29 protein-coding genes are annotated in these 23,667 nt (G+C 64.3%); 19 read left to right on the top strand and 10 right to left on the bottom strand.

All coding sequences use genetic code 11. From position 1 onward, the window contains the following. The first annotated feature begins 46 nt into the window (after window positions 1-46). The 6 genes from FJW04_RS21460 (at window position 47) to FJW04_RS21435 (ending at window position 4,540) form a co-directional block, all read left to right on the top strand. Window positions 47-442, top strand: coding sequence for a cupin domain-containing protein (locus FJW04_RS21460; protein ID WP_140663567.1), 396 nt, complete (start codon window positions 47-49; stop codon window positions 440-442). Window positions 443-487: 45 nt separating this feature from the next. Next, window positions 488-829 (top strand): carboxymuconolactone decarboxylase family protein, encoded by a 342-nt coding sequence (locus tag FJW04_RS21455; protein ID WP_140716534.1) that lies wholly within the window; start codon window positions 488-490, stop codon window positions 827-829. Window positions 830-831: 2 nt separating this feature from the next. Next, on the top strand, window positions 832-1,821 hold the full coding sequence (locus tag FJW04_RS21450; protein WP_140617884.1) for an aldo/keto reductase: 990 nt from the start codon (window positions 832-834) through the stop codon (window positions 1,819-1,821). 269 nt (window positions 1,822-2,090) lie between these two features. After that, window positions 2,091-2,555, top strand: a complete 465-nt coding sequence (locus FJW04_RS21445; RefSeq protein WP_140716533.1) for a GNAT family N-acetyltransferase — start codon at window positions 2,091-2,093, stop codon at window positions 2,553-2,555. Between the two features lie 16 nt (window positions 2,556-2,571). Then, on the top strand, window positions 2,572-2,955 hold the full coding sequence (locus FJW04_RS21440) for an ACT domain-containing protein (protein WP_140716531.1): 384 nt from the start codon (window positions 2,572-2,574) through the stop codon (window positions 2,953-2,955). Window positions 2,956-3,106: 151 nt separating this feature from the next. Next, entirely contained in the window at window positions 3,107-4,540 is a 1,434-nt protein-coding gene (locus FJW04_RS21435; RefSeq protein WP_140716529.1) for an aldehyde dehydrogenase family protein, read from the top strand. Window positions 4,541-4,604: 64 nt separating this feature from the next. Here FJW04_RS21435 and FJW04_RS21430 read toward each other — a convergent pair whose 3' ends face one another. Then, entirely contained in the window at window positions 4,605-5,489 is an 885-nt protein-coding gene (locus tag FJW04_RS21430; protein WP_140716598.1) for an AraC family transcriptional regulator, read from the bottom strand. 284 nt (window positions 5,490-5,773) lie between these two features. On the opposite strand from FJW04_RS21430, the gene FJW04_RS21425 reads away from it, so the two are divergent. After that, a complete protein-coding gene (locus FJW04_RS21425) occupies window positions 5,774-6,184 on the top strand; it encodes an MbcA/ParS/Xre antitoxin family protein (protein WP_015316785.1) in 411 nt (136 codons plus the stop codon). Continuing rightward, window positions 6,178-6,876, top strand: coding sequence for an RES family NAD+ phosphorylase (locus FJW04_RS21420; protein ID WP_015316786.1), 699 nt, complete (start codon window positions 6,178-6,180; stop codon window positions 6,874-6,876). Before FJW04_RS21425 ends, FJW04_RS21420 begins: the two co-directional genes overlap by 7 nt. 32 nt (window positions 6,877-6,908) lie before the next feature. Here the strand turns inward: FJW04_RS21420 and FJW04_RS21415 are convergent, their stop codons facing one another. Continuing rightward, window positions 6,909-7,475: a DUF308 domain-containing protein gene (locus tag FJW04_RS21415; protein WP_140716527.1), complete on the bottom strand. Its 567-nt coding sequence runs from the start codon at window positions 7,473-7,475 to the stop codon at window positions 6,909-6,911. Window positions 7,476-7,679: 204 nt separating this feature from the next. On the opposite strand from FJW04_RS21415, the gene FJW04_RS21410 reads away from it, so the two are divergent. Then, complete coding sequence (locus FJW04_RS21410; protein ID WP_140716525.1) at window positions 7,680-8,591, top strand: AraC family transcriptional regulator; 912 nt, start codon at window positions 7,680-7,682, stop codon at window positions 8,589-8,591. Between the two features lie 37 nt (window positions 8,592-8,628). Here FJW04_RS21410 and FJW04_RS21405 read toward each other — a convergent pair whose 3' ends face one another. Continuing rightward, window positions 8,629-9,078 (bottom strand): universal stress protein, encoded by a 450-nt coding sequence (locus tag FJW04_RS21405; protein ID WP_140716523.1) that lies wholly within the window; start codon window positions 9,076-9,078, stop codon window positions 8,629-8,631. 171 nt (window positions 9,079-9,249) lie between these two features. Here FJW04_RS21405 and FJW04_RS21400 point away from each other — a divergent pair, with 171 nt between their 5' ends. Further along, entirely contained in the window at window positions 9,250-9,831 is a 582-nt protein-coding gene (locus FJW04_RS21400) for a histidine phosphatase family protein (RefSeq protein ID WP_140716521.1), read from the top strand. 269 nt (window positions 9,832-10,100) lie between these two features. Here the strand turns inward: FJW04_RS21400 and FJW04_RS21390 are convergent, their stop codons facing one another. Continuing rightward, on the bottom strand, window positions 10,101-10,502 hold the full coding sequence (locus FJW04_RS21390; protein ID WP_140716517.1) for a VOC family protein: 402 nt from the start codon (window positions 10,500-10,502) through the stop codon (window positions 10,101-10,103). Window positions 10,503-10,903: 401 nt separating this feature from the next. On the opposite strand from FJW04_RS21390, the gene FJW04_RS21385 reads away from it, so the two are divergent. Together FJW04_RS21385 and FJW04_RS21380 are read left to right on the top strand one after the other, a co-directional pair. Then, window positions 10,904-11,317: a hypothetical protein gene (locus FJW04_RS21385; RefSeq protein ID WP_015316792.1), complete on the top strand. Its 414-nt coding sequence runs from the start codon at window positions 10,904-10,906 to the stop codon at window positions 11,315-11,317. Between the two features lie 100 nt (window positions 11,318-11,417). Beyond that, a complete protein-coding gene (locus FJW04_RS21380; RefSeq protein WP_015316793.1) occupies window positions 11,418-11,819 on the top strand; it encodes a hypothetical protein in 402 nt (133 codons plus the stop codon). 17 nt (window positions 11,820-11,836) lie between these two features. On the opposite strand, the gene FJW04_RS21375 is transcribed toward FJW04_RS21380, so the two are convergent. Together FJW04_RS21375 and FJW04_RS21370 are read right to left on the bottom strand one after the other, a co-directional pair. Continuing rightward, on the bottom strand, window positions 11,837-12,610 hold the full coding sequence (locus FJW04_RS21375; protein WP_181173018.1) for a pseudouridine synthase: 774 nt from the start codon (window positions 12,608-12,610) through the stop codon (window positions 11,837-11,839). 120 nt (window positions 12,611-12,730) lie between these two features. Beyond that, window positions 12,731-13,615, bottom strand: coding sequence for an aldo/keto reductase family oxidoreductase (locus tag FJW04_RS21370; RefSeq protein WP_140716515.1), 885 nt, complete (start codon window positions 13,613-13,615; stop codon window positions 12,731-12,733). A 95-nt stretch (window positions 13,616-13,710) separates the two neighbouring features. Here FJW04_RS21370 and FJW04_RS21365 point away from each other — a divergent pair, with 95 nt between their 5' ends. Together FJW04_RS21365 and FJW04_RS21360 are read left to right on the top strand one after the other, a co-directional pair. Further along, complete coding sequence (locus tag FJW04_RS21365; RefSeq protein ID WP_140716513.1) at window positions 13,711-14,613, top strand: LysR family transcriptional regulator; 903 nt, start codon at window positions 13,711-13,713, stop codon at window positions 14,611-14,613. Between the two features lie 121 nt (window positions 14,614-14,734). Beyond that, entirely contained in the window at window positions 14,735-16,651 is a 1,917-nt protein-coding gene (locus tag FJW04_RS21360) for a diguanylate cyclase (RefSeq protein WP_140716511.1), read from the top strand. 99 nt (window positions 16,652-16,750) lie between these two features. On the opposite strand, the gene FJW04_RS21355 is transcribed toward FJW04_RS21360, so the two are convergent. Continuing rightward, window positions 16,751-16,972: a hypothetical protein gene (locus tag FJW04_RS21355; protein WP_140617896.1), complete on the bottom strand. Its 222-nt coding sequence runs from the start codon at window positions 16,970-16,972 to the stop codon at window positions 16,751-16,753. Window positions 16,973-17,253: 281 nt separating this feature from the next. On the opposite strand from FJW04_RS21355, the gene FJW04_RS21350 reads away from it, so the two are divergent. Continuing rightward, window positions 17,254-17,493: a hypothetical protein gene (locus tag FJW04_RS21350; protein ID WP_015316799.1), complete on the top strand. Its 240-nt coding sequence runs from the start codon at window positions 17,254-17,256 to the stop codon at window positions 17,491-17,493. Window positions 17,494-17,554: 61 nt separating this feature from the next. Here the strand turns inward: FJW04_RS21350 and FJW04_RS21345 are convergent, their stop codons facing one another. After that, window positions 17,555-17,782 (bottom strand): hypothetical protein, encoded by a 228-nt coding sequence (locus tag FJW04_RS21345; protein ID WP_015316800.1) that lies wholly within the window; start codon window positions 17,780-17,782, stop codon window positions 17,555-17,557. Between the two features lie 962 nt (window positions 17,783-18,744). On the opposite strand from FJW04_RS21345, the gene FJW04_RS21340 reads away from it, so the two are divergent. Further along, entirely contained in the window at window positions 18,745-19,041 is a 297-nt protein-coding gene (locus FJW04_RS21340) for a DUF1236 domain-containing protein (RefSeq protein ID WP_140716509.1), read from the top strand. A gap of 137 nt (window positions 19,042-19,178) precedes the next feature. Here the strand turns inward: FJW04_RS21340 and FJW04_RS21335 are convergent, their stop codons facing one another. Then, a complete protein-coding gene (locus FJW04_RS21335; RefSeq protein WP_246673942.1) occupies window positions 19,179-20,027 on the bottom strand; it encodes a helix-turn-helix transcriptional regulator in 849 nt (282 codons plus the stop codon). A 90-nt stretch (window positions 20,028-20,117) separates the two neighbouring features. Between FJW04_RS21335 and FJW04_RS21330 the strand changes: the two genes are divergently transcribed. Continuing rightward, window positions 20,118-21,002: an SDR family oxidoreductase gene (locus FJW04_RS21330; RefSeq protein ID WP_140716505.1), complete on the top strand. Its 885-nt coding sequence runs from the start codon at window positions 20,118-20,120 to the stop codon at window positions 21,000-21,002. Window positions 21,003-21,020: 18 nt separating this feature from the next. On the opposite strand, the gene FJW04_RS21325 is transcribed toward FJW04_RS21330, so the two are convergent. Beyond that, window positions 21,021-21,719: a RibD family protein gene (locus FJW04_RS21325; protein ID WP_140663532.1), complete on the bottom strand. Its 699-nt coding sequence runs from the start codon at window positions 21,717-21,719 to the stop codon at window positions 21,021-21,023. Between the two features lie 138 nt (window positions 21,720-21,857). Between FJW04_RS21325 and FJW04_RS21320 the strand changes: the two genes are divergently transcribed. Further along, window positions 21,858-22,418 (top strand): dienelactone hydrolase family protein, encoded by a 561-nt coding sequence (locus tag FJW04_RS21320; RefSeq protein WP_140716503.1) that lies wholly within the window; start codon window positions 21,858-21,860, stop codon window positions 22,416-22,418. Window positions 22,419-22,681: 263 nt separating this feature from the next. Further along, window positions 22,682-23,629, top strand: a complete 948-nt coding sequence (locus FJW04_RS21315) for a substrate-binding domain-containing protein (protein ID WP_140663528.1) — start codon at window positions 22,682-22,684, stop codon at window positions 23,627-23,629. Window positions 23,630-23,667 lie beyond the last annotated feature (38 nt).

Here is a 23,667-nt window from a genome sequence, read left to right as displayed (position 1 = left end):
TGGCCTGGCGGCAATGTCCTCCCGGCATCACGAAAGGACGGAAAACGTGGAGATCACACGAAGTGGCTCGCAGCCCTCGGCGAAGGGGCCCGCCGAATATTTCACCGGGGCGGTGCGCATCGATGCATCCTTCAAGGGCAGCGGCCCCGCGCGCGTCGGCGGGGCTACCGTGACCTTCGAGCCCGGCGCGCGCACGGCCTGGCACACGCACCCGCTCGGCCAGACGCTTATCGTTCTGTCGGGCGCCGGTCTGGTGCAATGCGAAGGCGGGCCGATCCAACAGATCCGTCCCGGCGACATCATCTGGTTCGCGCCGGGCGAAAAGCATTGGCATGGGGCGTCGCCGACAACGGCGATGAGCCATATCGCCATTGCCGAAGCGCTCGACGGCAAGGTCGTCGACTGGATGGAGCATGTCACCGACGAACAATACGGGATTTGACCGACCAGGCCGCGCACCCACCGATAGCACAAGAAGGAGACCCTCATGACCGATGCCCCAGCGCCTCCCAAAAGCCCGTTTTCCGACATCGCTCCAGCACTCGGCACCTATACCGACGAGGTGCTTTTCGGCGACGTCTGGAAACGCCCCGGCCTCTCGCCGCGCGACCGCAGCCTGGTCACCGTCGCCAGCCTGGTCTCGGGCTACCGGATCAACGAGATGCCGTTCCACATGAAGCGGGCGCTCGAGAATGGCGTAACCCATGACGAGCTCATCGAGGCCATCACGCATCTTGCCTTCTATGCTGGATGGCCGCCGGCAAGCACCGCGATCGGCATCGCCCGCAAGGTCTTCGAACAGGCCGACGCCGAGAAGAAGGGACACTGACGATGCAAAAGCGCACACTTGGAAACAGCGGCCTCGAAGTCTCGGCCATCGGCCTTGGCTGCATGGGCATGAGCCAGTCATATGGGCAGCCGATGGAGACGCCGGATGCGGTCCGTCTGATCCGGGCGGCATTCGAGCGCGGTGTCACCTTCTTCGACACGGCGGAGGTCTACGGACCGTTCAGGAACGAAGAGGTCGTCGGCGAGGCGTTGCAGCCAATCCGCGACCAGGTGGTGATCGCCACCAAATTCGGCATCGACATCGCCGGTGCGGCCGGACACCAGGGCATGGACAGCCGGCCGCAGCATATTCGCGACGTCGTCGAGGCCTCTCTCAAGCGGCTGAGGACGGACTACATCGATCTTCTCTACCAGCATCGGGTCGATCCGGTCGTGCCGATCGAAGAGGTGGCTGGCGTGGTGAAGGACTTGATCAGCCAAGGCAAGGTGAAGCATTTCGGCCTCTCGGAAGCGGGCGTGCGCACCATCCGCCGCGCTCACGCGGTGCAGCCGGTCGCCGCGCTTCAGAGCGAATATTCACTCTGGTGGCGTGAACCCGAGGAGGCGATCCTGCCGGTCCTCGAGGAACTGGGAATCGGCTTTGTGCCTTTCAGTCCGCTGGGCAAGGGTTTCCTCACCGGCGCCATCAACGCCGGGACGACGTTCGATGCCAACGATTTCCGCAACAGCGTTCCGCGGTTCACGGAGGAAGCCCGCCAGGCAAACCAGGCACTGGTCGACGCCATCGTCGCGATCGCGGCTGACAAGAACGCGACATCGGCACAGGTCGCGCTTGCCTGGCTGCTGGCGCGCAAGCCCTGGATCGTTCCCATCCCAGGCACGACCAAGCTAAACCGCCTTGAGGAAAACATCGGATCTCTCGCCGTTGCCCTGACCGCGGACGATCTTCGCGATATCGAGAACGCGGTCTCGGCGATTGCCGTCCAGGGAGAACGATACTCCCCGCAACAGGCGGCGAGGATCGATCGCTGAGGGTCCCAGCCGTATCAGGCCAAGGCGTTGCCGACGGTTTGGCCCAATGACAGGCCGAGGCGGTGTCTTGACGCGGGACCGTTGCTGCTCCAGCTTGCCGCGATGTTCGTTCCCGCGCCCGTCATCGCCAAGCGACGCCGCTTCCGCCCAGCGTGGAGCGGCACGCTGATTGCGCGACGACAAAGGCCGGCAGGATAAATCCGCTTCGCTCGTTTCCAGCCCCGCCCGCGACAACAGCCGGCGGGGTTTTTCATGCCTGGAGCACTGTCATGATCATCGAGTCTGCCATCCGGTTTCGGCCGGCCGAACCCGCCGATGCCGCCGCCATCCGCGACATTGTGCGTGCCGCCTATGCCAAATGGGTGCCGGTGATCGGCCGCGAGCCGCTGCCGATGCGCGCCGACTACGAAAAGGCCGTCGCCGAGCATCCGTTCGACCTCGCCGTCGAGGACGGCCGCATCGTCGGCATGACCGAGACCACGCTGGCCGACGATCACCTGTGGATCGAGAACGTCTGCGTCGCGCCGGAAGCGCAGGGCAGGGGTATCGGCCGGCTCCTGCTGGAGCGTGCGGAAATCAAGGCGCGCGAGGCGGGCCGCAACGAGCTTCGCCTGTTGACCAACGGCGCCTTCGAAGCCAACGTGTCGCTCTACAAGCGGCACGGCTATACGGTCGACCGGGAAGAGCCGTTCATGAATGGGGTGACGGTCTATATGAGCAAGAGGTTGACATGACGATCAGAGCGCGACGATGGCTGCGAGGATAACGCTGAAGCAACTGTCCGGGCTCTACGCGATTTCGCGGCTTCAGGCCGCTGACGGCATCCCTGGCTGGGCGGACGGACCAGGTTTCGTCAGCATCACCAGGACCGACGACGAGCTCTCGATCACCTGCCTTCAGGATCGCGTGCCCGATGCCGTCAAGCATGACCGCGACTGGGTCGCCTTCAAATTGCAGGGGCCGTTCGCGTTCGACGAAACCGGCATCGTGCTGTCCGTCATCAGGCCGCTGTCGGAAAACGGGCTGGGCATCTTCCTGGTATCGACCTTCGATGGCGACCACCTGCTGGTGAAAGCGGCTGACGAGCCTGCGGCAACACGGTTGCTGGGCGAAGCCGGGCATACGCTGCTATAGTCCGCTCATCGCTGGTCCAGCCCTCTGGCTCAACCACTGCCGCGCTGGCTCAACCAGTTCGGGGGTTGCGTTTGACAGCGCCGTTCGCACATCGTTATTTCTGGCCAGATATCACGGCCTGACCGGCCATGCGGCACCTCAAGGAGAGATCATGTCACACGATCTGCAGTTCTACATCGATGGCGCGTGGGTCGATCCTGTCGTGCCCAACACGCTCGACGTCATCGATCCATCGAACGAGGACGCCTTTGCGCGGATCTCGCTCGGCTCCAGGGCCGATGTCGACAAGGCTGTGGCCGCCGCCAAGCGCGCCTTCAACACATATGGCTTCACCTCGGTCGAGGAGCGCCTCGACATCCTCAACCGCGTCATCGAGGTCTACAAGAAGCGCAGCAAGGACCTGGCGGTCGCCGTGTCGCGCGAGATGGGCGCGCCGCGCCAGATGGCGCTCGACAGCCAGGTCGGCATCGGCCTGGCGCATCTGGCCAAAATGGCCGAGACGCTGAAGAATTTCCAGTTCCGCCACGTCAAGGGCAACCATCTCGTGGTCAAGGAGCCGATCGGCGTCGTCGGCCTGATCACGCCCTGGAACTGGCCGCTGAACCAGATCACCTGCAAGGTCGGTCCGGCACTCGCCGCCGGCTGCACCATGGTGCTGAAGCCCTCGGAAATCGCGCCGCTCAACGCCATCATCTTCGCCGAAATCATCGACGAGGCCGGCGTGCCGAAGGGCGTGTTCAACCTCGTCAACGGCGACGGCCCTGGCGTCGGCCAGGCGCTGTCCAGCCATCCCGACATCGACATGATGTCGTTCACCGGTTCGACCCGGGCAGGCATATTGGTGGCCAAGGCTGCCGCCGACACCGTCAAGCGCGTGCATCAGGAGCTTGGCGGCAAGTCGGCCAACATCCTGTTCCCGGATGTCGACCTCGCCACCGCCGTCAGCAAGGGCGTCGCCGGCTGCTTCAGCAACAGCGGCCAGTCCTGCAACGCGCCGACGCGCATGTTCGTGCCGCGCGACCGCCACGACGAGGCCGCGGGATATGCCAGGACGGCGGCGGAAAGGTTCACGGTCGGTCCGGCCGACGGCGCCAACACCAAGCTCGGCCCAGTCGTCAGCCAGGTCCAGTTCGACAAGATCCAGGACCTGATCCAGAGCGGCATCGACGAGGGTGCCAGGCTGGTCGCCGGCGGCCCCGGCCGCCCTGCCGAACTCAATCGCGGCTACTATGTCAGGCCGACCGTGTTCGCCGACGTCACCCACGACATGCGCATCGCGCGCGAGGAGGTTTTCGGGCCGGTGTTGGCGATCCTGCCCTACGACACGGTCGAGCAGGCTGTCGAGCAGGCCAACGACACCGTCTACGGCCTTGCCTCCTACATCCAGGCCAAGGACCTACAGAAGGCGCGCGAGGTCGCGGCCCGCATGCGCTCGGGCAATGTCTACATCAACTATCCCCAATGGGACGCCGGCCTGCCCTTCGGCGGCTACAAGCAGTCGGGCAACGGCCGCGAATACGCCGAATACGGGCTCGAGGATTTCCTCGAGATCAAGGGCATCGCGGGGTACGAGGCGGCGGAGTAGTGCAGGACTTTCGGGCCGGCGCAACGCCGGCCCGGTCAGAAGGGACAGGTCCCGTCAGAAGGCTCTATTTCAGCGGCAGAAACAATTCGCAGACCACATCAGGCACCGGCACATTCGGGAACATCGAAAAGTGCCGGCGGCAATAGATCGGGAAGTCACGCGCTTCCTCGCCGCTGGCAGGAAGCCAGTCGCGATAAAGGTAGAGCGCGGCTGGCTCCAGGTTATTGGTATTGTGGACGACGCGCAACACGGCGCAGCGTCCGCCGGGGATCACGCCAGCCATCATTTGCCCGTCATCAGCGTCGATCGGCAGGTCAGTCCCGACACACAGGTCCATGCTGTAATCGGCTGGGTTGGCGGGCATCCTCTCGGAACGGAAGACGTTGAAAGTCGGGCTCGTCTCCGGCGACAGGCCGGCGGCCTTGCGCCAGGCGATGAACCGCTGGATGGTGTCGCCGAGTGTCGCCCGGTCGCCTCGATGTTCCATGATCGCCACCGGCGTCGGGGGCACATCGCGGATCGTCACGTCGTCGTGGTCATAGGTAATGTGCATGAGCTTGCTCCTTGCATTGTCCATAGGCCCGAAGGCCGCAAGCCACGGTGCCCAGTCGGGCGACTTCCGGAACGATGAAGGAGACTGCCCGAACCGTTGCCGAAAGGCGCGGGCGAAGGCGTCCGGTGCATCGTAACCGGCATCCATCGCTATGTCAGTGACGCTTTCGGCATCCCTGAAGGCCAGCCGGTATGAAGCGCGCTTCATGCGGGCAAGCTGGACATAGCGATGAACGGACAGCCCGAAGGTCGCCGTGAACTGCCGGTGGAAATGGTATTTGGAAAATGCCGCGATGCCGCTCAAAGCATCCAGGTCCAGATTGCCGTTCAAATGCTGGTCGATATGATCCAACACTCTCTGCATCCGGGCATGGTAGTTTTGAAGCGCCGCCTTCATCATTCCGTTCTCCGTGGCAGCACCAGCTAAAGCGTATGCGGACATGACGCGCTCGACCGATCTTGCGGTTTGTCACGGGTCGCGGAACCGGGCGCCAAGGACCGTTTAGGGGCACGCGCGACCTTAGTTGGAAATCCAACTACCGGGAAATTCGACCGTAATTGTTGATGCAACATTGTTCGGACCATCTAATCGCCATCAGTGCGGTCTTCACTGGCAATGGCTCCCCGCCTTGCCAATTGGCATATACATGCTATATATCTGCCAATTAGCGAGGTCTAAACATGCAGCTTCAAGCCATCACCGCCACACCGGCCACGGTCGGCTCAGCCATTTCGGATGAAGAGGCAGGCGCTTTGGCGCGCACCACGGTCAACCTGTTCAAGGCCTGGAACCTCACCGACTTCGAGGCCTGCGTCCTGCTTGGCGGCATTTCGGCGCGCACCTGGGCGCGGTGGAAGGAGGGCGGCATCGGCCGGATCGACCGCGACCTGCGCACCCGCATGGCGCATCTGATGGGCATCCACAAGGGGCTGCGTTACCTCTTCACCGAGCCGGCGCGCGGCTATGCCTGGATACGCAAGCCCAATGCCACCTTCGGCGGGCAGTCGGCGCTCGACGTGATGCTGCGCGGCGACATTTCCGATCTCGCGGCGATGCGTGAATGGCTCGACGCGGAGCGTGGTGCATGGTGAGTGGGCTCGCGGTCCGGCGCCGCGTCCACTGGCCCCAGACCTATCGCATCATCCGCTCCATCCATCCGCCGATCGATCTGTTCGAGGACATCGCCGATCCGCGCGACTGGGAGGCGCTCGCCGCCGTCGAGGAGAAGACCAACCCGCGCATCCGGCTGGAGCTTGGCGATCTCGGCAAGGTGCCGGCCGCAAGGCGGGTTTCCGGCCCTGGCGCCAGCTTCGTCATGGCGCCTTTCGTGCATTGTTCCGTCCTTCGGCCCGGCCGTTTTTCGGACGGCAGCTACGGCATCTACTATGCCGGCGACAGCGAGGACGTGGCGCTGGCCGAAACCATCCACCATCACCAGAAATTCATGCGCGCCACCAACGAGGCGCCCGGCTGGACGGCCGATTTCCGCGTGCTGATCGGCAGCGTCGATCGCGACCTCGACGACGTCAACGCCGTGCCCGGCGTGCTCGATCCCGACGACTACACGGCGTCGCAGGCGGAAGGGCGGGCGCTGCGGGCCGCCGGCAGCGACGGGCTGGTGTGGAACAGCGTGCGCATGCCCGATGGGGAGTGCATCGGCATCTTCTGGCCAAACGTCATCGGTGTCCCTGTGCAGGGCCGCCACTACAGTTACCACTGGGACGGCGGCCGCGTCGATTTCGTGCGCCAGCACGACACGGGCAAGGTGCTGGAAGTGGTGTGAGCGAAGGCGGCCGCGGCGACCAGTCCCAGCCTTTACGTAGCCTTGCGTGCCTGCGTGACGGCCAGCCATACGGCCGAGACGAGAAAATAGAAGGCACCGAACGCGGCATAGGGCGCGATGTCGGTGATGCCAGGCGTCGCGGTGCCGATTGCCTGTTTGATGAAGAAGCCACCGGCCAGCGCCGACTGCGCACCGCTCAGCACCATCGCCCATTGCGCGCCTGCCCGCCAACGGCGCACGCCGGTCGCAAGCTGGAACAGGCCGGCGAGAACCGCCCACGCACCGAACACCGCCAGAACCGCGTGCGGGCCCTGTCCGAGTGCGATGACGACGGCAATGGCCGTGATCGTGCTGACCACCGCGTTGAGCGCCTGGCTGGGATTGGCTTTCAGGCCGCCGCTGCGCTGCGCGTCCAGAATATTGGCGATAGCGTCCCACAAGGGATAGGCGACCAGGAGTAGCGCCGCGACCGGCGGCACGCTTTTGCCAAGGGTGAAGGCCGCCGCCACCCAGGCGACCGAAAAGCCGGCCCGGAGGAAATAATAGGATTTCAGCCACTGCGATGCGGCGCCGGGCGCCTGGATGGTTTGAGTGCTCATTGGAATTTCCTGTCTTGTTGTTGGACGGTGATTGATCCGCTTGATCGATTTGGAATCACGCCCGCCGGGTTGGATGATTGGAACAGCCCGTTCTCGCAGCCTTGGCTGCGGGAATGGTTTTGATCCAAGCAAAAAACGGCGCATAATCAGCATGAAAATGCGCTATCCTCGTGAGGAATGTAGGGGAGCCGGCCGGCCGCATCCATGATGGAATCGCCTGAAAATTTGACCATTCTTCCGGATGGAGGGCCGCGTGCCGGTGTCTCCGGGGACCTTCTCTCGCATGTGCTGGCGCAGATCAGGCTTACTGGCGACGAGGTTTTTTCACGCACGCTGTCACAGGCGGAGCAACTCGATCTGGACGAGGGCCAAGCCCATATTGTCGTGGTGACCGTCGGCGCGCTGCGCATGGAGGGCGGGGATCAGGCCGCTGTCGTCATAGAGGCCGGCGACCTCGTGCTCCTGCCTCGTGGTCCCGGCGCGTTGCGGCTGGTGGCGTCGCATCCGCAGGTGGCGATCGTCGCCTGCCGCTTCTGGTTCGATCCTGACAGCCTGCGGGGAATGATCTTCGCCTTGCCGCGATGCATCCATATCGAGCGTGCCCAGGGGGCAGGGTGGGTCGATGGAATGCTGCCTTTCCTGATGGTCGAAACCAGCGACGCCCAGCCCGGGGCGGCTTTGATGATTTCCCGCATCATCGATCTCATGGTCATCCGCACCTTGCGCAGTTGGGTCCATGAAGGACGCGCCACGGGCTGGCTCGGCGGGCTTTCAGACGCCCGCATCGCCCGTTCCCTGAAGGCCATCCACGAAAGGCCGCTGCAGCGGTGGAGCATCAATGAACTGGCCGACAAGGCCGGCATGTCCCGATCCAGCTTCTGCGAGCGCTTCGCCGCGCTCGTCGGGCGCTCGCCGCTGCGCTACCAGAATGAATGGCGGCTGGGCCTGGCCCGCGATCTGCTGGCCAGGCGAGACGCACGCGTGGGTGAGATCGGCTTGCGCATCGGCTACGAGTCCGAAGCCGCCTTCAGCCGCGCCTACAAACAGCTCTTCGGGCATCCGCCACGGGTTGAATATGCCCTGGCGAATGAAGCCGCACCGGTGAAACCGCGCTGACCGATGGGGCCAGCTTGAAAATATCGGGTTGTGGCCGCTACCGCACCACCAGCACCGGGATCTCGGTGTAGGACAGCACTTCCGCCGTCTGGCTGCCCAGAAGCAGCCTGCCGAGGCCCCGGCGGCCGTGCGAGGCCATGACGATCAGGTCGCAGCCTTGCGCCCGCGACAGTTCCAGGATCGCTTCGGCCGGCCTTTTGTCCTCGACATGGACCAGCGTGGCGGACACGCCGGCGGCGTCGGCGGATGCCTTGCACTTGTCGAGCACTTCCTTGCCATAGCGGCGCGCTTCCTCCCGATAGGTGACCAGTTCGTCGCCGGCGGCATAGCCGGCCATGGCGCCGCCCCAGGCGAAGATCGGGAATTGTTCCGAGACGGTAACGAAGGTGACGGCGGCGCCGATGCCCTTGGCCAGTGTGAGGCCCTGGGCGACACCCTTGCCGGCCAGGTCAGAACCGTCGGTGGCGATGAGCAGATGTTTGTACATGATGGTGTTGCCTGTCGTGCCTGATGACTATCCAGCAGAGATAGTTATGCCGCACGCTCAATCATTGTGCCAATGCGGCGGGAATCAGGGCCAGGCGAGGTTTCGCCAGTACCCCGGATTCCCCTTTGCCGCATCGTCCTCTAAGGTGCCGCCGACATCGAAAGGTACCCCATGAGCAGTGCGTTCCCCCAAATCCATCTGGTCCGGCATGGCGAGACGGCATGGAGCCTTTCGGGGCAGCATACCGGGCGCACCGACATGCCGCTGACGCCGGCCGGCGAGGCGGCCGCGCGGGGTGTTGCGGAGCGGTTGAAAGGCCTACCGTTCTCAGCCGTCTGGTCGAGCCCCTCGCAGCGCGCCTACAACACCAGCGTGCTTGCCGGCTTTGGCGCGACAAGCGTCAAGATGGACGATCTGCAGGAGTGGGACTACGGCGCCTATGAAGGGCGCACGACGAAAGAGATCCTGGCCGAGCGGCCGGGCTGGAACGTGTTTCGCGACGGCTGTCCGCAAGGCGAGCTGGCGGCCGATGTCGGCACCCGCGCCGACGGGATCATCGAGCGCCTGCGCAAGGCCAATGCCGACATACTGATCTTTTCCAGCGCGCACTTCCTGCGCGTGCTGGCCGCCCGCTGGCTCGGCCTGCCGCCGGAAGGCGGGGCGCTGTTCGTGCTCGACACGGCCAGCATCAGCGTGCTCGGCTACGAGCATGATTTCGGTGAGCCGGTCGTGCGCAAATGGAACGGGAAGTAGGGCGGGCACCGGCTCGGCGCGGAAGCGCCGTCTTTTCGTCATCCACGGGCGGAGCAAGGAGCGTAGCGACGCCGCGCAGACCCGAGGATCCATGCCGCGACCTCCGAGCGCGGCCACGGTGCGGAATCTGCTCCGCTGCACTCCACGGCCAGCATCGCGGCATGGATCCCAGGGTCTCCGCGACGCCGCTTTCGCGGCTGCTCCGCCCTGGGATGACGAACGCGGGGAGGCTTCGGCAATTCCCAAACCCTAGCCAATCCCGACCGTCTCTATCTGTCAAACTTCCGGATCGCCTCGGCGGTGACGGGCTGGAAGAAATTCACCAGATTGCCGTCGGGGTCGCGAAACAGCAGCGAGCGGTTTCCCCAGGGCATGGTGGTCGGCTGCTGCACGGTCGTGCTCTTGATGAGGTCCGACAGCCGGGCGAATTCGGCATCGACGTCGCCGACGCGGAATTCGAGGATTGCCGTGTGGTTGTCGGCGGGGCGGGCGATGTCGCCGCCGAACAGCATCAAGGTGCGCGTGCTGCCGATCGCCAGCGTGCAGGCTGGCGTCGACAGTTCGGCGAAGTCTTCAGTATATACCGTCACCGGCATGCCGGTGACCTCACCGTAGAAGCGCACGAGGCGCTGGACATCCGATGTGATGATGCGGACTGAGACGAAATTCATCGCTTAGGTTCCTTGGTCGCTGAAGCCCGGGCCGGGCTTCCCAGCCGATGCATAGCCCAGGTCTCCTGCCAGCTTTCTGTCAGGAGAGGGGGGTGCGATGGTCTATTCGGGCCTGAGCGACTCCTGGACGGCGCGAGGGAGAAATCATCGGCAGGTGTCAAACAGCGCAATCGGCAATCTGTTCTTGGCAAAGTTTATGGCTTGACGATTTTCATGGCGTTGTTTCGACAGGAATACTCCATTTCATTCGGCAGAGTGTTGATAAGGGCGATCGCCGGGCCTTTACTCGATTTTGTTCTGATAACCATGAATTGATTGGTATGGCTGTTTCCGTGATTTGAGCCTGGATTTGTGCCGTCATAAAATCGCCGGTGGGAAATTTCTGAAACGGGGGAAAAAACATGTCTCACCGCGCGACAAGCATCATGGCCGGCCTGGCGCTTCTGGCTTTTGCGGTCAGTCCGGCGGCTGCTTCCAACCGCATGTTCACCTCCCAAAAGACAGCGCTTTCGGGCCGCGATGTCTATTTCTTCGGCGGAGCGAGCCTGAACGTGGATTGTTCCAGCGCGGGCAGGGACGATGTGAGGGTGGTCTCGGGTCCAAGCCACGGAAATGTAAAACTCGTCCATGACGGGGTGTTTACGCATTACAACAAGTCGAACGACCGGGCAAAATGCAATTCCCACAAGGTGAATGGCATCAAGGCGCTTTACAGGTCGAGCCCTGGCTTCAAGGGCTGGGATCAGGTGACGATCTCGGTTCACACCTATGACGGCGACGCGTTCAAATACGTCACCAACATCAAGGTGGAGTAGTGCTCGCCCGAACGCTTTGTTTTACGCAATTCCGGACGGAAAACCATTACGCACTTTTCCTGGAATTGCCCTAAATCGCACAAGCAGGAGGATCGTTGAAATGAAGCGTCGGACGACAGGTGCGATAACGGCATTGGCGGTTCTGGGATGTGCCGCCTGGCCGGCGGCGGCGGAAAGCTATGGAAAGGTGGCGCTCTCCGGACAGGAGATCTATATTTTCAGGGATGCCAGCCTGAATGCCGACTGTTCCAGTGCCGGCGCGAACGATGTCAGGATCGTCGCGGGCCCAAGTCACGGGAAGATCAGGCTCGTGCATGCCAAGCTCTATACCGGTTTCAGCAAATCGAACGAGCGCTGGAAATGCAATGCCCACAAAGTGGACGGCATCAAGGGGTTTTACCGGTCGAACCCCGGATACAAGGGGCGCGACCAGGTCACGTTTTCGGTCCACACCTATATGGGCAATGCCCATCAGACCGTCGTCAGCATCAACGTCGAATAGTGGGCTTCGTCGCCCACTCACTGCGCCAGCAGCGCCAGTTCCTCCGGCGTGAGGTGCCGCGCGGCGCCCTTGGCGAGGTCGCCGAGGGGCAGGCGGCCGATGGCGACGCGGATCAGGCGCTTGACCTCGATGCCGTGAGCGGCGAGCAGGCGGCGGATGTGGCGGTTCTTGCCTTCGTCGAGCACGATCTCCAGCCAGGCCGTGCGACCGCCGCTGCGCAGGAATTCGATCGAATTGGCCGCCAAGGCCTCGCCGTCGATGGTGGCGCCCGCGCGGAGTTTGTCCAGCAGCGTTTCATCCGGCACCGTGGCGACCTGCACGTGATAGGTCTTGGGCAGATGCGAGGCCGGGTCCATCAGCCGGTTGGCGAAGCGTGTGTCGTTGGTCATCAGAAGCAGGCCTTCGCTGGCCTTGTCCAGCCGGCCGACCGGCGAAACGAAGGGCAGGTCGAGCCCTTCGAGACAGGCATAGACGGTGTCGCGCTCGAGCGGGTCGTCGCGGGTGGTGACCAGCCCGCGCGGCTTGTTCACCATGAGATAGACCTTGCGCTCGGCAACCACCTCGACGCCATCGACGACGATCCTGTCGCGGTTCATGTCGACGCGCAGCGCGGCATCGCGCACCACCTTGCCGCCGACGCGCACGCGGCCTTGCGCGATCAGCGCCTCGCCCTGCGTGCGCGAGCACAGGCCGAGTTTTGAGAGCGCTCGGTTCAGGCTGACGCCAGGAGGGCCGGCGCTGCGTGGCTTGCCGGGTGGCGGCCTGCCGGGCGGTGGTGGTCGTGAAGCCATGCTGCTTGGGTCGATCCGTGGTATTGGACAGATGCCATGGGCAGCGTCAGCTTAGCAAGCTGCCGCCGAGGCCGCATCGAGGCCCGGCGGCAAGCCGGCCAAACGGGGCCTTTCGACGCGTCACGCGGCCTGCTCGGTCTCGCCTGCTATGCCGTTCAAGACCTGGACGGCATCCGCCGGCAGCTTAAGCTCTGCGGCCGCCAGGTTCTCCCTGAGATGCCCGACTGACGAGGTGCCGGGGATAAGCAGGATGTTGGGCGAGCGCTGCAACAGCCAGGCGAGCGCCACCTGCATGGGGGTGGCGCCGAGTTTTTGCGCGACGTCGGCAAGCGTGCTCGACTGCAGCGGCGTGAAGCCGCCGAGCGGGAAGAACGGCACATAGGCGATGCCGTCGGCGGCAAGCTCGTCGATCAGCGCGTCGTCCTGGCGATGCGCGATGTTGTATTGGTTCTGCACGCAGACGATGTCGACCATCCCGCGTCCCTGCGCGATCTGCTTGCGGGTGACGTTGCTCAGGCCAATATGGCGCACAAGTCCTTGGCGTTGCAGTTCGGCGAGCGTTTCGAGTTGCGGCTCGAGCGAGCCTTCGGCGGGCCCGTGGATGCCATGCATGGAGCGCAGGTTCACGACCTCGATCACGTCCAGCCCGAGATTGCGCAGGTTGTCGTGCACGGCCTGCGTCAGTTCCTGTGGCGACATCGCCGGGATCCACGAGGCATCCGCGCCGCGCCGCGCACTGATCTTGGTGACGATGGTGAGGTCCGCGGAGTAGGGGTGCAGCGCCTCGCGGATGATCTGGTTGGTGACGTGCGGACCATAGAAATCCGATGTGTCGATATGGTCGACGCCGCTGGCAACGGCCTCGCGCAGCACGGCGATCGCCGCATCGCGGTCCTTCGGCGGGCCGAAGACACCGGGTCCGGCCAGTTGCATGGCGCCATAGCCCAGGCGCTTCACGGTGCGGTCGCCGAGCTTGAAAGTTCCGGCCTTGCTGATGTCGGTCATGGGTCTCGATCTCCTTTGGATCGGCTCGATATAGACAGTCCCCGCCCGCGCGATAATATGGCGCAGTCGGCACAGGCTGTGCGGAAAGGCGAACAATGGCGACGGATCTGGGTGACCTCCAGGCATTCATGGCGGTGGCGCGCGCCGGCGGGTTTCGGCAGGCGGCGCGGACGACCGGCTTCAGCGCCTCCAGCCTGAGCGAGACGGTGCGACGGCTGGAAACGGGGCTTGGCGTGCGGCTCCTCAACCGCACCACGCGCAGCGTCGCCCCCACCGAAGCCGGCGCGCGCCTGCTGGAGCGGCTCGGTCCCGCGCTCGGCGAGGTCGAGGCGGCGCTCGACGTGGTCAACGGGTTTCGCGGCCGTCCGGCCGGCACGCTACGGCTCAACGTGCCGGTGGTGGCGGCGAAACTGGTGCTGCCGCGCCTTCTGCCGCCCTTCCTCGCGGCCTATCCCGACATCCGCGTCGAAGTAACGGCCGAGGACAGTTTCGTCGACATACTGGCGAGCGGTTGCGATGCCGGCATCCGCTATGACGAACGGCTGGAGCAGGACATGATCGCGGTGCCGATCGGCCCGCGGCGGCAGCGCTTCGCCACCGCCGCCGCACCGGCCTATCTCGATCGGCGCGGCCGGCCCGGCCATCCACGCGACCTGCTCGATCACGCCTGCCTGCGCGGCCGCTTCGCCAGCGGCTCCATGCCGCCCTGGGACTTCGAACGCAACGGCGAGACGGTGAGCGTCGACCCGACCGGCCCGCTGCTGGTCAGCACCGGCACGGCGATGGACCTCGCTGTCAGCGTGGCGGTCGACGGCGGCGGTATCGTCTCATTGTTCGAGGACTGGCTGCGCCCCTATTTCGACGATGGCAGGCTCGAGCCCGTGCTGGAGCCCTGGTGGCAGGAATTCTCGGGTCCGTTCCTTTACTACCCCGGCCGCCGCCTGACGCCAGCGCCGCTGCGGGCATTCATCGATTTTGTCGACGGGATGCGGTGGTGAGGGGGGGGGCGACGGCCTGGCTCCTTCGACCAAAGGCAATCCCTGATGTAACACTTTGTTGTCATTGAGGGTCTATCGAGGAGGCGGTACGGCGAAAGCCCGGTAACAGGAAAGGCGCCCAATGGGTTCGCCCTGGTCCGAATTGCTGGCCAATCTGGCGGTCGTGGCGATGTTCGTGTCGGTCTGGATCCACACCCATGTGTGGCTGGACCGCTGGGCGCCCGCCGTAAAGGCGGCGACCTTCGGCCTGCTGATGGGCGCTGGCGCCATCATCCTGATGCTCACACCAATGCAGCTGCAGCCTGGCGTGCTCGCCGATCTCAGGGCGACGATGATTGCCGTTGCCGGCTTCTTCGGCGGTCCCGTCGCCGGCATCGTCGCCGGGGTTATGGCCGGTGCGTTCCGGACTTTCGAGGGCGGGCTCGGCGCCTTCGCCGGCGCGGTGGGGATCGCGGCCGCCATGCTGGTCGGTGTTGCCGGAAACCTCGCCCTTAGGGGCCGCCGGCCCACCATGGTCGACATCATGACCCTCGGCGCGGCGGCAGCGGCGGCGTCGCTGCTTGGCCTCAGCGTCCTGCCGCGGGATGTGCTGCAAACAGTCCTGCCGAAGGTTGCGCTGCCTTCCTCCCTGCTCATCTTCGTCTCGGTGGTGCTGTCGGGGCTTACGCTTTACCAGGAGCGGCGGCGCCTCGAGGCGCTGCAGTCGCGGCGCATCTACAAGGCCGTGGTGGAGACGCTGCCGGATTGCCTGAACGTCAAGGACCTCGACGGGCGGTTCATCGCGGCCAATCCGGCAACGGCCGAACTGATGCAGGCGCCAGACGCCAAGGCGCTGATCGGCAAGACGGACTTCGACTTCTATCCGCGCGAGACGGCGAAAGGTTTCCGCGAGGACGAGCTTGCCGTGCTGGCGTCGGGCGTCTCGTCCACCATCGAACAGCACCTTCATCACGAGGATGGAACCGAAGGCTGGCTGGCGACCTTGAAGGCGCCCTTTCGCGACAGGAGCGGGGCCGTCGTCGGCCTGATCACGCACAATCGCGACATCACGGCGCGCAAGCAGCTCGAGACCGAGCTGGCGGAAAGTCGGGTCCGGCTCGGAGACGCCTTGACACACATGGCCGACGGTCTGGTGATGTTCGACCCGGACGGCAGGCTGGTGCTGTGCAACGACCAGTATCGCGCCATGTTTCCTAAGACGGCTGAGATGAGGGTGCCCGGCGCCGACTATCGCGACATCCTGCGCGCCTCGGCGGCGCGCGGCGAGGGGACCACACCGCCAGACGCGGTCGAGGGCTGGATCGACGGCATCATGGCCTCGCAGAAGCTTGTCAGCCACCGCCAGGTCCGGCTCGCCGACGGCCGCTGGCTCGACGTACGCACCCGGCCGACAGGCGACGGCGGCAGCCTCAGCGTGTTTTCCGACATCACCGAGGCCAAGCAGGTCGAGGCCGAACTGCTGGCCGTCAACGAGAAGCTGAACCTTCTGGCGCACCGCGACGGGCTGACCGAACTGTGGACGCGCCGCGCCTTCGATGAAGCGCTGGCGCGCGAATTCTCGCGCGCCAGGCGCAATGCGGCGCCGCTCAGCCTAGTGATCATCGATGTCGACTGGTTTAAGCGGTTCAACGACCATTACGGCCATCCGGCGGGCGATGATTGCCTGCGCGCCGTGAGCCGCTGCATCCAGGCGACTGCCCGCCGTCCGGCCGACGCGGCGGCCCGCTACGGCGGCGAGGAGTTCGCGCTCATCCTGCCGGAGACCGACGCCCGGGGCGCCTTCGTCATCGCCGAGACCCTCAGGAGCAAGGTGCGCGACCTTGCCATGGCGCATGCCGGCAGCGAAAAGGGTATCGTCACGGTCAGCATTGGGGTGAGCACCCTCGATGCGGACGGCGCCGCGATGGAGATTGCCGATCTTCTGAGACGCGCCGACGAGGCGCTTTACGGCGCCAAGGCCGCCGGGCGGGACCGGGTGCATGGCTGGCGCCCGCATCTCAGCGACCAACGCTCGACCGGTTCCCGGCGCAAGATATGAGACTTGCAAGGCCACTGCCGGTGGATTTGGATCAAGGCTGAGCTTGCGATTGCCTGAACGAGGGTCCGGGCGGGAAGCTCTCTCGGTGGCGCGTAAGCTTCAGCCGGAGTGAGCTGAATCCGTGCTGGCGCGATCGAGCTTCACAAGACGAGCCTTCGCTTCGCCGACGCGTTGTTGCGCGGATCTTATCCTGTCACAAAGCCGCAGATTGATACCGACGCCACAGTCTTCGTCCAGCATCGCGTTTGCGCGTTCAAGGGCGAGTTCCGCCCGGTTAAGTCGCTGCCTCGCCCTGGCAAGTTCCAAGGTCAAAAGTTCCATTGCTGCTTCCGTGGTTTGCGGTCCCTTCCATTGGGAAACCGCTGCCGGGTGGTTTGGTTCCGGGCCGTTCGTGAAGCTGTATTCGCTGCCGGGGTCAGGCGTCTGCCTGGAGATGCGGCGGCCGCCACGCTTCCAGGATTGGGCTGGTGATTGGCAGTCATGTCTTTGTTTATTGACCCCGCCAATGGCTGGCGTAACTTGTCAAAGGCCGTCCGCGACGCGAAGACACGTGGGCGCTTGGGAGCGGTCATCCTGCTTCCACCCAAATCCAGGAGGAAGCTGTGCGCAGGCTATTACAGACGCGCCCTGGCGAATATCTCGATCACCGATTGGAGTGCCCTTTTTGCGGCACCATCCGCCTGCAAATCCCGGCCGATGCGACACCATCGACGCGGATCAGTTGCGCCGAGTGCGGCAGATATCTTGGTATCTGGGATGAGCTGCAGACCGACTTCGAGCAACAAGGCGGCAACGATGGCGTGTTCCGTCTCGACAAAGGGCGCATCCAGAAGCTCGACTAGGCTCGCCGCGAGCAGCGCTCGATAGCGCCGGCTAGGGTCGGCTCACCATCGCCGATGCCCATCAGGACGGCCTTGGATGGGCAAGGCCGGTGTCGAAGGTGCCTGGCAACACAGGTGGGCCACTGCGGCTGGTCGAGGCTGTCGCCATCGCGTCAACCGGCACGATGATGATCATGCGGGCATGCTGCTCCGGCCACAATGGCTTTCCGAAAAGGAAGAATGTGCTGGCGAGAAAACAGACCAGCAAGAGGATTGCCAAGGTGTTGGCGATGATCTCACCAAGCTGCATTGCTCTTCTCCAATTCACGCGTCCCTCTCGGCAACGAGCGCCAGCAAACTATGTTCAATGTTTGGGACCAATGCGCCTGGTTCGCAGGACTTCAGTCCGAGTTGCGGGTCGAGCGATAAACGCACAACCTGCCTTTGCACCGGCCCGAGCCTCCGCCAAGTGTGGCAGCCGGAGCATAGCCCGGCCTGCTCGCAACGTGCCGAGCCCTCCGCCAAAGCAGGCCGGGCTCCTTTCTGAAAGGGTCACAAACGGACCGCGATTTCCACGGGCAGCGGTAAGCGCTGGTTGTGCAGCGAGGGCAAGGCCCGATCAGCGGGGTGGCGGAAAGCGCGCCGGTACCGTCCGCCTTGCTCCACGGCGACAAAGGCGCGATTCTCCTCCCTTTGGCGGCTAGCATGGTCAGATCGGGCCAGCATGGTCAGGTTGGGATTGTATGGGCGGATCTGTTGTCCCATGGCCTCAACTCGACCCCACGATTGGCGATAAAGGCAGCAAGGGCTGCTACCAGTTCAAAGTAAGGCTGACGAGCAGGACGGCGATCAAGGCCGACAACGGGACCGCCATCACCAGCGCCGCCTCCATAAGGCGGGTTTCCTTGTCGCTGAACATTAAACCTCCTCACTTATCGGCTGACGCCGAGGGTTTAGGGTTCGCTCACCGCCTGAAGCAGTGAGCGAACCCTATTGGCGCAGGAAGGGACGTAGCTGCGCCAATTCGCAAAAACACACCCGCAGTGCCCGACATCGGCCGGATTACTGCGATGAACTTGCAGCGAACAACGAGCGTGAAAGACGGCCGTTCCCGGCGGCGGCGCCGGCAGGACTATTGCGTTTTTCGATGGGACCTAAGTCTGGCGCTGGCCGGACCGAAGCCCAAGCCCTGGAACATTCAATCATGCCTGAAGTTCGATCCGGCAGCGCGGTGACAATGTTGCGCTGTGCAGGTTTCAGATGGAGGTATTCATGAAAAAAGATCTTGCCGCCGTAGCCGCGGTTCTGTTGCTCGCAGGTGTCGGCGCAGCCGCTGCCGAGGACGTCGTCATCCAGCCCGAGCAGGAAACAGTGATCAAGGAGTATGTGCATAAGCAGCCGCTGGCTTCGGTCAAGCTTCCCGGCGTGGAACTCAACGTCGGCACGGCCTTGCCCGATACCGTCGAACTCCACGAAGTCCCCAACGTCAAGTATCGCTACACCGTGGTCGACAACCGGACCGTGATCGTGGATCCAAGCACCCGCAAGATCGTCAAGATCATCCAGTAGCGGCGCCTGGCCCGCTGCCGGCTGGCGGCGGGCCAACCGTGCAAATGCATTGCCTGACAATCAGAATTTGTGTGGGTGGATGCCGACCTTGCGCAAGCTGAACGGGTGTGCGAACGCCCCTTCAATGGGATCCAGAGTCAACGCGACAGGTCCGCCTCTCGCTCCTTGTGCCGCCGGGCGAGATCGCGGATCCGGTCGGCGACCTTGCTGTCCACCGGATTGTAGACGGTCAGGCTCAGATCCGGCCGCCCATCCACCGCGAAGGCTGAATATTCCAGCTCGATGTCGCCGAGTTCGGGATGCTTCAGGCGCTTTGTCCCGTCGCCATGGCTGAGCACGTCGTTTTCCCGCCACAGCGCGTCGAATTCCGGGCTGGCGCTGCTAAGCTCCTCCACCAGTTGGGCGACCTCTGACACCGCGCCGGCGCGCGCCGCATCGGCCCGGAACGCGCCGACCACGAAACGGGCGAGGTTCTCCCAATCGTGCTGCTTGGCGCGGATGGTGGGGCTCAGGAACATAAACCGCAGGATGTTGCGCTGGCCAGCGGGCAAGGTGCTGTAATCGGTCATCACGACTTGCGCGGCGCGGTTCCAGGCGACGACATCCCAGGTCGCCGTCTTGATCAGGGCCGGGCTTGCCTCGAGCGTGTCGATAAGGCGCTGCAGCCTGGGGCTGACGCCGTCGGCGCCGATGTAGCGGACCTCGGGCGGGCGCCCGAGCCCCAGCATGAAAAGATGTTCGCGCTCGGCCTCGGTCAGCAGCAGGCCCTTGGCGATCCGGTTCAGCACGTCGGCCGAAGGCGCGCCGCCGCGTCCCTGTTCCAGCCATGTGTACCAGGTCGGGCTGATGTTGGCGCGTTGCGCGACCTCTTCCCGGCGCAGTCCCGGCGTGCGCCTGCGCCCGGAAAAGCCGAACGAAGATGGGTCGAGCCGGGTGCGTCTGTCTTTCAGGAATGCCGCGAGCGAACCGGCGGAAGTGTTGGACATCCTGTTAGCCATTATACCATGATAAGATCACTACTTTAATGGAATAATAGAGCAGCGATAGTACGCAGGCAACTGTGCAGGAGATTTTGCATGCGTATCTTTTTAACCGGCGCGACCGGTTTCATCGGTTCGGCCATCGTTCCCGAACTTCTTCAGGCCGGCCATCAGGTCGTCGGCGTCACCCGCTCCGATGCCGGTGCCGAGGCGTTGGCCGCCGCCGGCGCCGAGGTGTACCGGGGAACCCTTGAGGATCCCCAAGGCCTGCGCGACGGCGCGGCGGAGGCGGAAGCCGTGATCCACACCGCGTTCGACCATGATTTTTCGCGGTTCGCCGAGAATTGCGAAAAGGACAGCCGTGTCATCGCCGCGCTCGGCCAGGCACTCGCCGGCTCCGACCGGCCGCTGGTGATCACCTCGGGCGTCGGCATGGGCAGTCCCGGCCACGGCCAACTGGCCGTCGAGGATGTCTTCAACCCCGATCACCCCAATCCGCGCATCGCCTCGGAACTCGCCGGGAATGCGTTGCTGGAGGCGGGCATCAACCTGTCGGTGATGCGCCTGCCGCAGGTCCACAACACGCTTAAGCAAGGCCTCATTTCGCCGCTCATCGAGATCGCGCGCCAGAAGGGCATCTCGGCCTATGTCGGCGAGGGCCGCAACCGCTATTCGGCCGGCCATGTCGCGGACGCCGCGCGTCTTTACCGGCTCGCGGTGGAGAAGCGGCAGCCCGGCGCGCGCTATCACGCCGTCGGCGAGGAAGGCGTCGAGGTGCGCGCGATCGCCGAGGCGCTTGGCCGGGGACTGAACCTGCCGGTGGTTTCGATCGCGCCGGAAAAGGCGGCGGAGCATTTCGGCTGGATGGCGATGTTCGCCCCCATGGACCTGCCGGCCTCCAGCGCGCTGACCCAGGCGCGGCTCGGCTGGCGTCCGACCGGCCCGACGCTGATCGCCGATCTGGACGCGATGCGATACTGAGGCGCGTAAGAGGCGGCCTTAGCCCGGGGTGACGGCGTAGCGCAAATGGACGAGCCCGTGCGCGAGGGCTTTGCAATCCTTGAGCGACAACCGCACCTTGTCGGCAAGGCCGCTTTCACCGAACTCGACAAAGCCCTGGTTTGCCGCCCGCGCATCGAGCGCGGGAGCAATGAGAAGGCTGAGTTCATCGACCAGCCCCGCCGCCAGGAAGGAGCCGTTGATGCCGGCGCCGCCTTCGAGCAGCAGGCGGCGGATGCCGAACTCACGCCCGAGCACGTCCAGCATGGCGGCGAGATCGATGCCGGGCGTTTGCGACACGATATAAGACACGCCGTCAGTGGCGAGCTCGGCCAGATGGCTGTCGGCCACATCATACCCGAGCAGCACCACGACATGGTCGCCGCCGATATCGGGTTTGGCGAAGTGCAGCTTGCCCGAGGCATCGAGCGCCACGGCAAAGCTGCCCGCGTCGCGCCGCGCGAAATGATGCGGCCGATCGACCTTGCCCACATGCTCGGGCGGATGCGCGGCGGCCTTGCTCATCTCGGCCATGGTGACGCGGCCGACGATCCAGGCGTCACCTTCGAGGTCGTTGTGGATCTTTTCATAGAGGCCCGACCACTCCGCCCGGCTGCCGTCGGGGCTTTCAGTATAGCGGCTCGGATGAAGGCTGCCGTCGAGCGAGGCAAGCATGTGGCAGATGATGCGCGGCTTCATATGGTGTCTCCATTTCGTCGGCCTGGCCGCCCCAAAGGTAGTGCCGCACCCGCAAAATGGAAGCCGATGCGGTGTGCCTTGAGGCTGCAAGTCCCGGCAGGTAAAATGTCTGGATCTGCGCGACCTAGGGGCCGGTGCATGGCGGACGTCATCCTGTTTCACTCGGTTCTTGGCCTTCGCCCGATCGAGCGTCATCTTGCGGAACGCCTTCGCGCCTGCGGCCATGCGGTCGCACTGCCAGATCTTTATCAGGGTGCGGCGACGGATGATCTGGATGAAGGTTTCGCGATCAAGGCGCGGATCGGTTGGGGTGCCATCTGCCTGAAGGCGCGAGAGGCTCTGGCCTCGACGCCGGGGGATGCGGTGCTGGCGGGTATCTCGATGGGAGCCGGCGTGGTGGCGGAATTCTGGGAGTCGCGGCCGCTGGCAGCGGGTGTTCTGCTGTTGCATGGTTTGGCGACCGTGCCTGCCAACACACGACCCGGCTTGCCCATCCAACTGCATGTCGCGGACACCGATCCACTGTTCCCCGAGCCCGACGTCACTGCCTGGCAGGAAAGCGCGGAGGCAGCGAGAGCGGATGTGCAGGTTTTCCGCTATCCAAACGCGGGACATTATTTTTCCGACCCGGCACTGTCCGATTACAATGCAACGGCGGCCGCGCAGCTCTGGAGCCGCTCCTTGGCGTTCCTGACGTAGAAGGCCTTCGGACCGAAGAGTCCAAAATTCAGACAATTCCGACAAGTTGCTGTCCTGGCTGTTATATCGATGTTGCACAAATGGTTGACCCTGGGTTAGCATCCTCTTGTTGACGCCGATCGGAGGAATTTAGGCGGCGGTCAGCTGGAGCGGCATGCGTTCTTGGCGCAAGGAGGATGCTCCAACACTTTAACCGGCGCATGATCCTTCCTGAAACCGGTCCCGGTTTTTAGGGGCCGTGCGCTTCTGTGGAGGAGGAACCCATGAACAGACGCGAATTCCTGATGACGTCCGTGGCCGCGGGCGCCATGATGCTCGCCGCACGCTCGGCTTTCGCCGAGGACAAACTCACCATTCTCGGCTCGGTGCCCAGTCTCGGCTTTCCGTTCTTCGTGCACATGCTGAATGAGATCAAGGCCGAAGCGCAGGCGCAAGGCGTCAACCTGACCGAGAGCGACGGCCAGAACTCGGCCACCAAGCAGACCGCCGACATCGAGGCGGCGCTGGTGCAGAAGGTCAACGCCATCGTCATCTCGCCGCTCGACGTGAACGCGCTGGCGCCAGCCATCGAGGAAGCGGTCAAGGCCGGCGTTCCCGTGGTGACGATCGACCGCCGCGTCGACGGTGTCCAGGGCATTCTGGCCCATGTCGGCGCCGATAATGTCAAGGGCGGCGAGGCGGAAGCCCAGGCCGTGGTGGCGGCGTTCCCCAATGGCGCCAAGCTGTTCCACCTGCAGGGCCAGCCGGGCGCGGGTCCCGCGATCGACCGCAACAAGGGCGTGCACAATGTGCTCGATCCGCTGAAGGACAAGTACCAGATCGTCTACGAGCAGACCGCCAACTTCGCCCGCGCCGAGGCGCTGACGGTGACGGAAGCCGGCCTTGCCGCCAACGGCAAGCCGGACGCCATCATCTGCGCCAATGACGACATGGCGCTCGGCGCGCTCGAAGCGTGTGCCGCGCGAAATTTCAGCGACGTCAAGATCTACGGCTTCGACGCGCTGCCGGAAGCGCTGGTGGCCGTGCGCGACGGCAAGCTCGCCGGCACGGTCGAACAGTTCCCAGGCAAGCAGTCGCGCACCGCCGTGCAGATCGCGGTCGCCTACGCCAAGGACAAGACCGAGCCGAAGGAGAAGCTGGTGCTGCTGACGCCCATCGTCATCGGCAAGGACAATCTCGACAAGGCGGAGAGGCTGAACGAGACGAAGTAGGGGCGGGTGGACATCGGCCGATTGGCGAGGCAGGCGGG

This window comes from Mesorhizobium sp. B2-7-3 (genome assembly GCF_006440715.1).
Lineage (GTDB): Bacteria > Pseudomonadota > Alphaproteobacteria > Rhizobiales > Rhizobiaceae > Mesorhizobium > Mesorhizobium australicum.
The sequence above is the reverse complement of the archived record's forward strand: the minus strand, read 5'-3'. Positions and strand labels throughout refer to the sequence as shown.

Bases quoted from the DNA above. Each gene is read 5' to 3' on its own strand.
- FJW04_RS21340 (WP_140716509.1), top strand. From the start codon at position 18,745: ATGAAAAAAGATCTTGCCGCCGTAGCCGCGGTTCTGTTGCTCGCAGGT.
- FJW04_RS21415 (WP_140716527.1), bottom strand. From the start codon at position 7,475: ATGAGCACTCAAACCATCCAGGCGCCCGGCGCCGCATCGCAGTGGCTG.
- FJW04_RS21360 (WP_140716511.1), top strand. From the start codon at position 14,735: ATGGGTTCGCCCTGGTCCGAATTGCTGGCCAATCTGGCGGTCGTGGCG.
- FJW04_RS21335 (WP_246673942.1), bottom strand. From the start codon at position 20,027: ATGTCCAACACTTCCGCCGGTTCGCTCGCGGCATTCCTGAAAGACAGA.
- FJW04_RS21390 (WP_140716517.1), bottom strand. From the start codon at position 10,502: ATGAATTTCGTCTCAGTCCGCATCATCACATCGGATGTCCAGCGCCTC.
- FJW04_RS21410 (WP_140716525.1), top strand. From the start codon at position 7,680: ATGATGGAATCGCCTGAAAATTTGACCATTCTTCCGGATGGAGGGCCG.
- FJW04_RS21430 (WP_140716598.1), bottom strand. From the start codon at position 5,489: ATGAAGGCGGCGCTTCAAAACTACCATGCCCGGATGCAGAGAGTGTTG.
- FJW04_RS21440 (WP_140716531.1), top strand. From the start codon at position 2,572: ATGGCTGCGAGGATAACGCTGAAGCAACTGTCCGGGCTCTACGCGATT.
- FJW04_RS21330 (WP_140716505.1), top strand. From the start codon at position 20,118: ATGCGTATCTTTTTAACCGGCGCGACCGGTTTCATCGGTTCGGCCATC.
- FJW04_RS21380 (WP_015316793.1), top strand. From the start codon at position 11,418: ATGAAGCGTCGGACGACAGGTGCGATAACGGCATTGGCGGTTCTGGGA.
- FJW04_RS21455 (WP_140716534.1), top strand. From the start codon at position 488: ATGACCGATGCCCCAGCGCCTCCCAAAAGCCCGTTTTCCGACATCGCT.
- FJW04_RS21320 (WP_140716503.1), top strand. From the start codon at position 21,858: ATGGCGGACGTCATCCTGTTTCACTCGGTTCTTGGCCTTCGCCCGATC.
- FJW04_RS21325 (WP_140663532.1), bottom strand. From the start codon at position 21,719: ATGAAGCCGCGCATCATCTGCCACATGCTTGCCTCGCTCGACGGCAGC.
- FJW04_RS21405 (WP_140716523.1), bottom strand. From the start codon at position 9,078: ATGTACAAACATCTGCTCATCGCCACCGACGGTTCTGACCTGGCCGGC.
- FJW04_RS21370 (WP_140716515.1), bottom strand. From the start codon at position 13,615: ATGACCGACATCAGCAAGGCCGGAACTTTCAAGCTCGGCGACCGCACC.
- FJW04_RS21385 (WP_015316792.1), top strand. From the start codon at position 10,904: ATGTCTCACCGCGCGACAAGCATCATGGCCGGCCTGGCGCTTCTGGCT.
- FJW04_RS21420 (WP_015316786.1), top strand. From the start codon at position 6,178: ATGGTGAGTGGGCTCGCGGTCCGGCGCCGCGTCCACTGGCCCCAGACC.
- FJW04_RS21450 (WP_140617884.1), top strand. From the start codon at position 832: ATGCAAAAGCGCACACTTGGAAACAGCGGCCTCGAAGTCTCGGCCATC.
- FJW04_RS21365 (WP_140716513.1), top strand. From the start codon at position 13,711: ATGGCGACGGATCTGGGTGACCTCCAGGCATTCATGGCGGTGGCGCGC.
- FJW04_RS21435 (WP_140716529.1), top strand. From the start codon at position 3,107: ATGTCACACGATCTGCAGTTCTACATCGATGGCGCGTGGGTCGATCCT.
- FJW04_RS21400 (WP_140716521.1), top strand. From the start codon at position 9,250: ATGAGCAGTGCGTTCCCCCAAATCCATCTGGTCCGGCATGGCGAGACG.
- FJW04_RS21425 (WP_015316785.1), top strand. From the start codon at position 5,774: ATGCAGCTTCAAGCCATCACCGCCACACCGGCCACGGTCGGCTCAGCC.
- FJW04_RS21445 (WP_140716533.1), top strand. From the start codon at position 2,091: ATGATCATCGAGTCTGCCATCCGGTTTCGGCCGGCCGAACCCGCCGAT.
- FJW04_RS21315 (WP_140663528.1), top strand. From the start codon at position 22,682: ATGAACAGACGCGAATTCCTGATGACGTCCGTGGCCGCGGGCGCCATG.
- FJW04_RS21355 (WP_140617896.1), bottom strand. From the start codon at position 16,972: ATGGAACTTTTGACCTTGGAACTTGCCAGGGCGAGGCAGCGACTTAAC.
- FJW04_RS21345 (WP_015316800.1), bottom strand. From the start codon at position 17,782: ATGCAGCTTGGTGAGATCATCGCCAACACCTTGGCAATCCTCTTGCTG.
- FJW04_RS21375 (WP_181173018.1), bottom strand. From the start codon at position 12,610: ATGGCTTCACGACCACCACCGCCCGGCAGGCCGCCACCCGGCAAGCCA.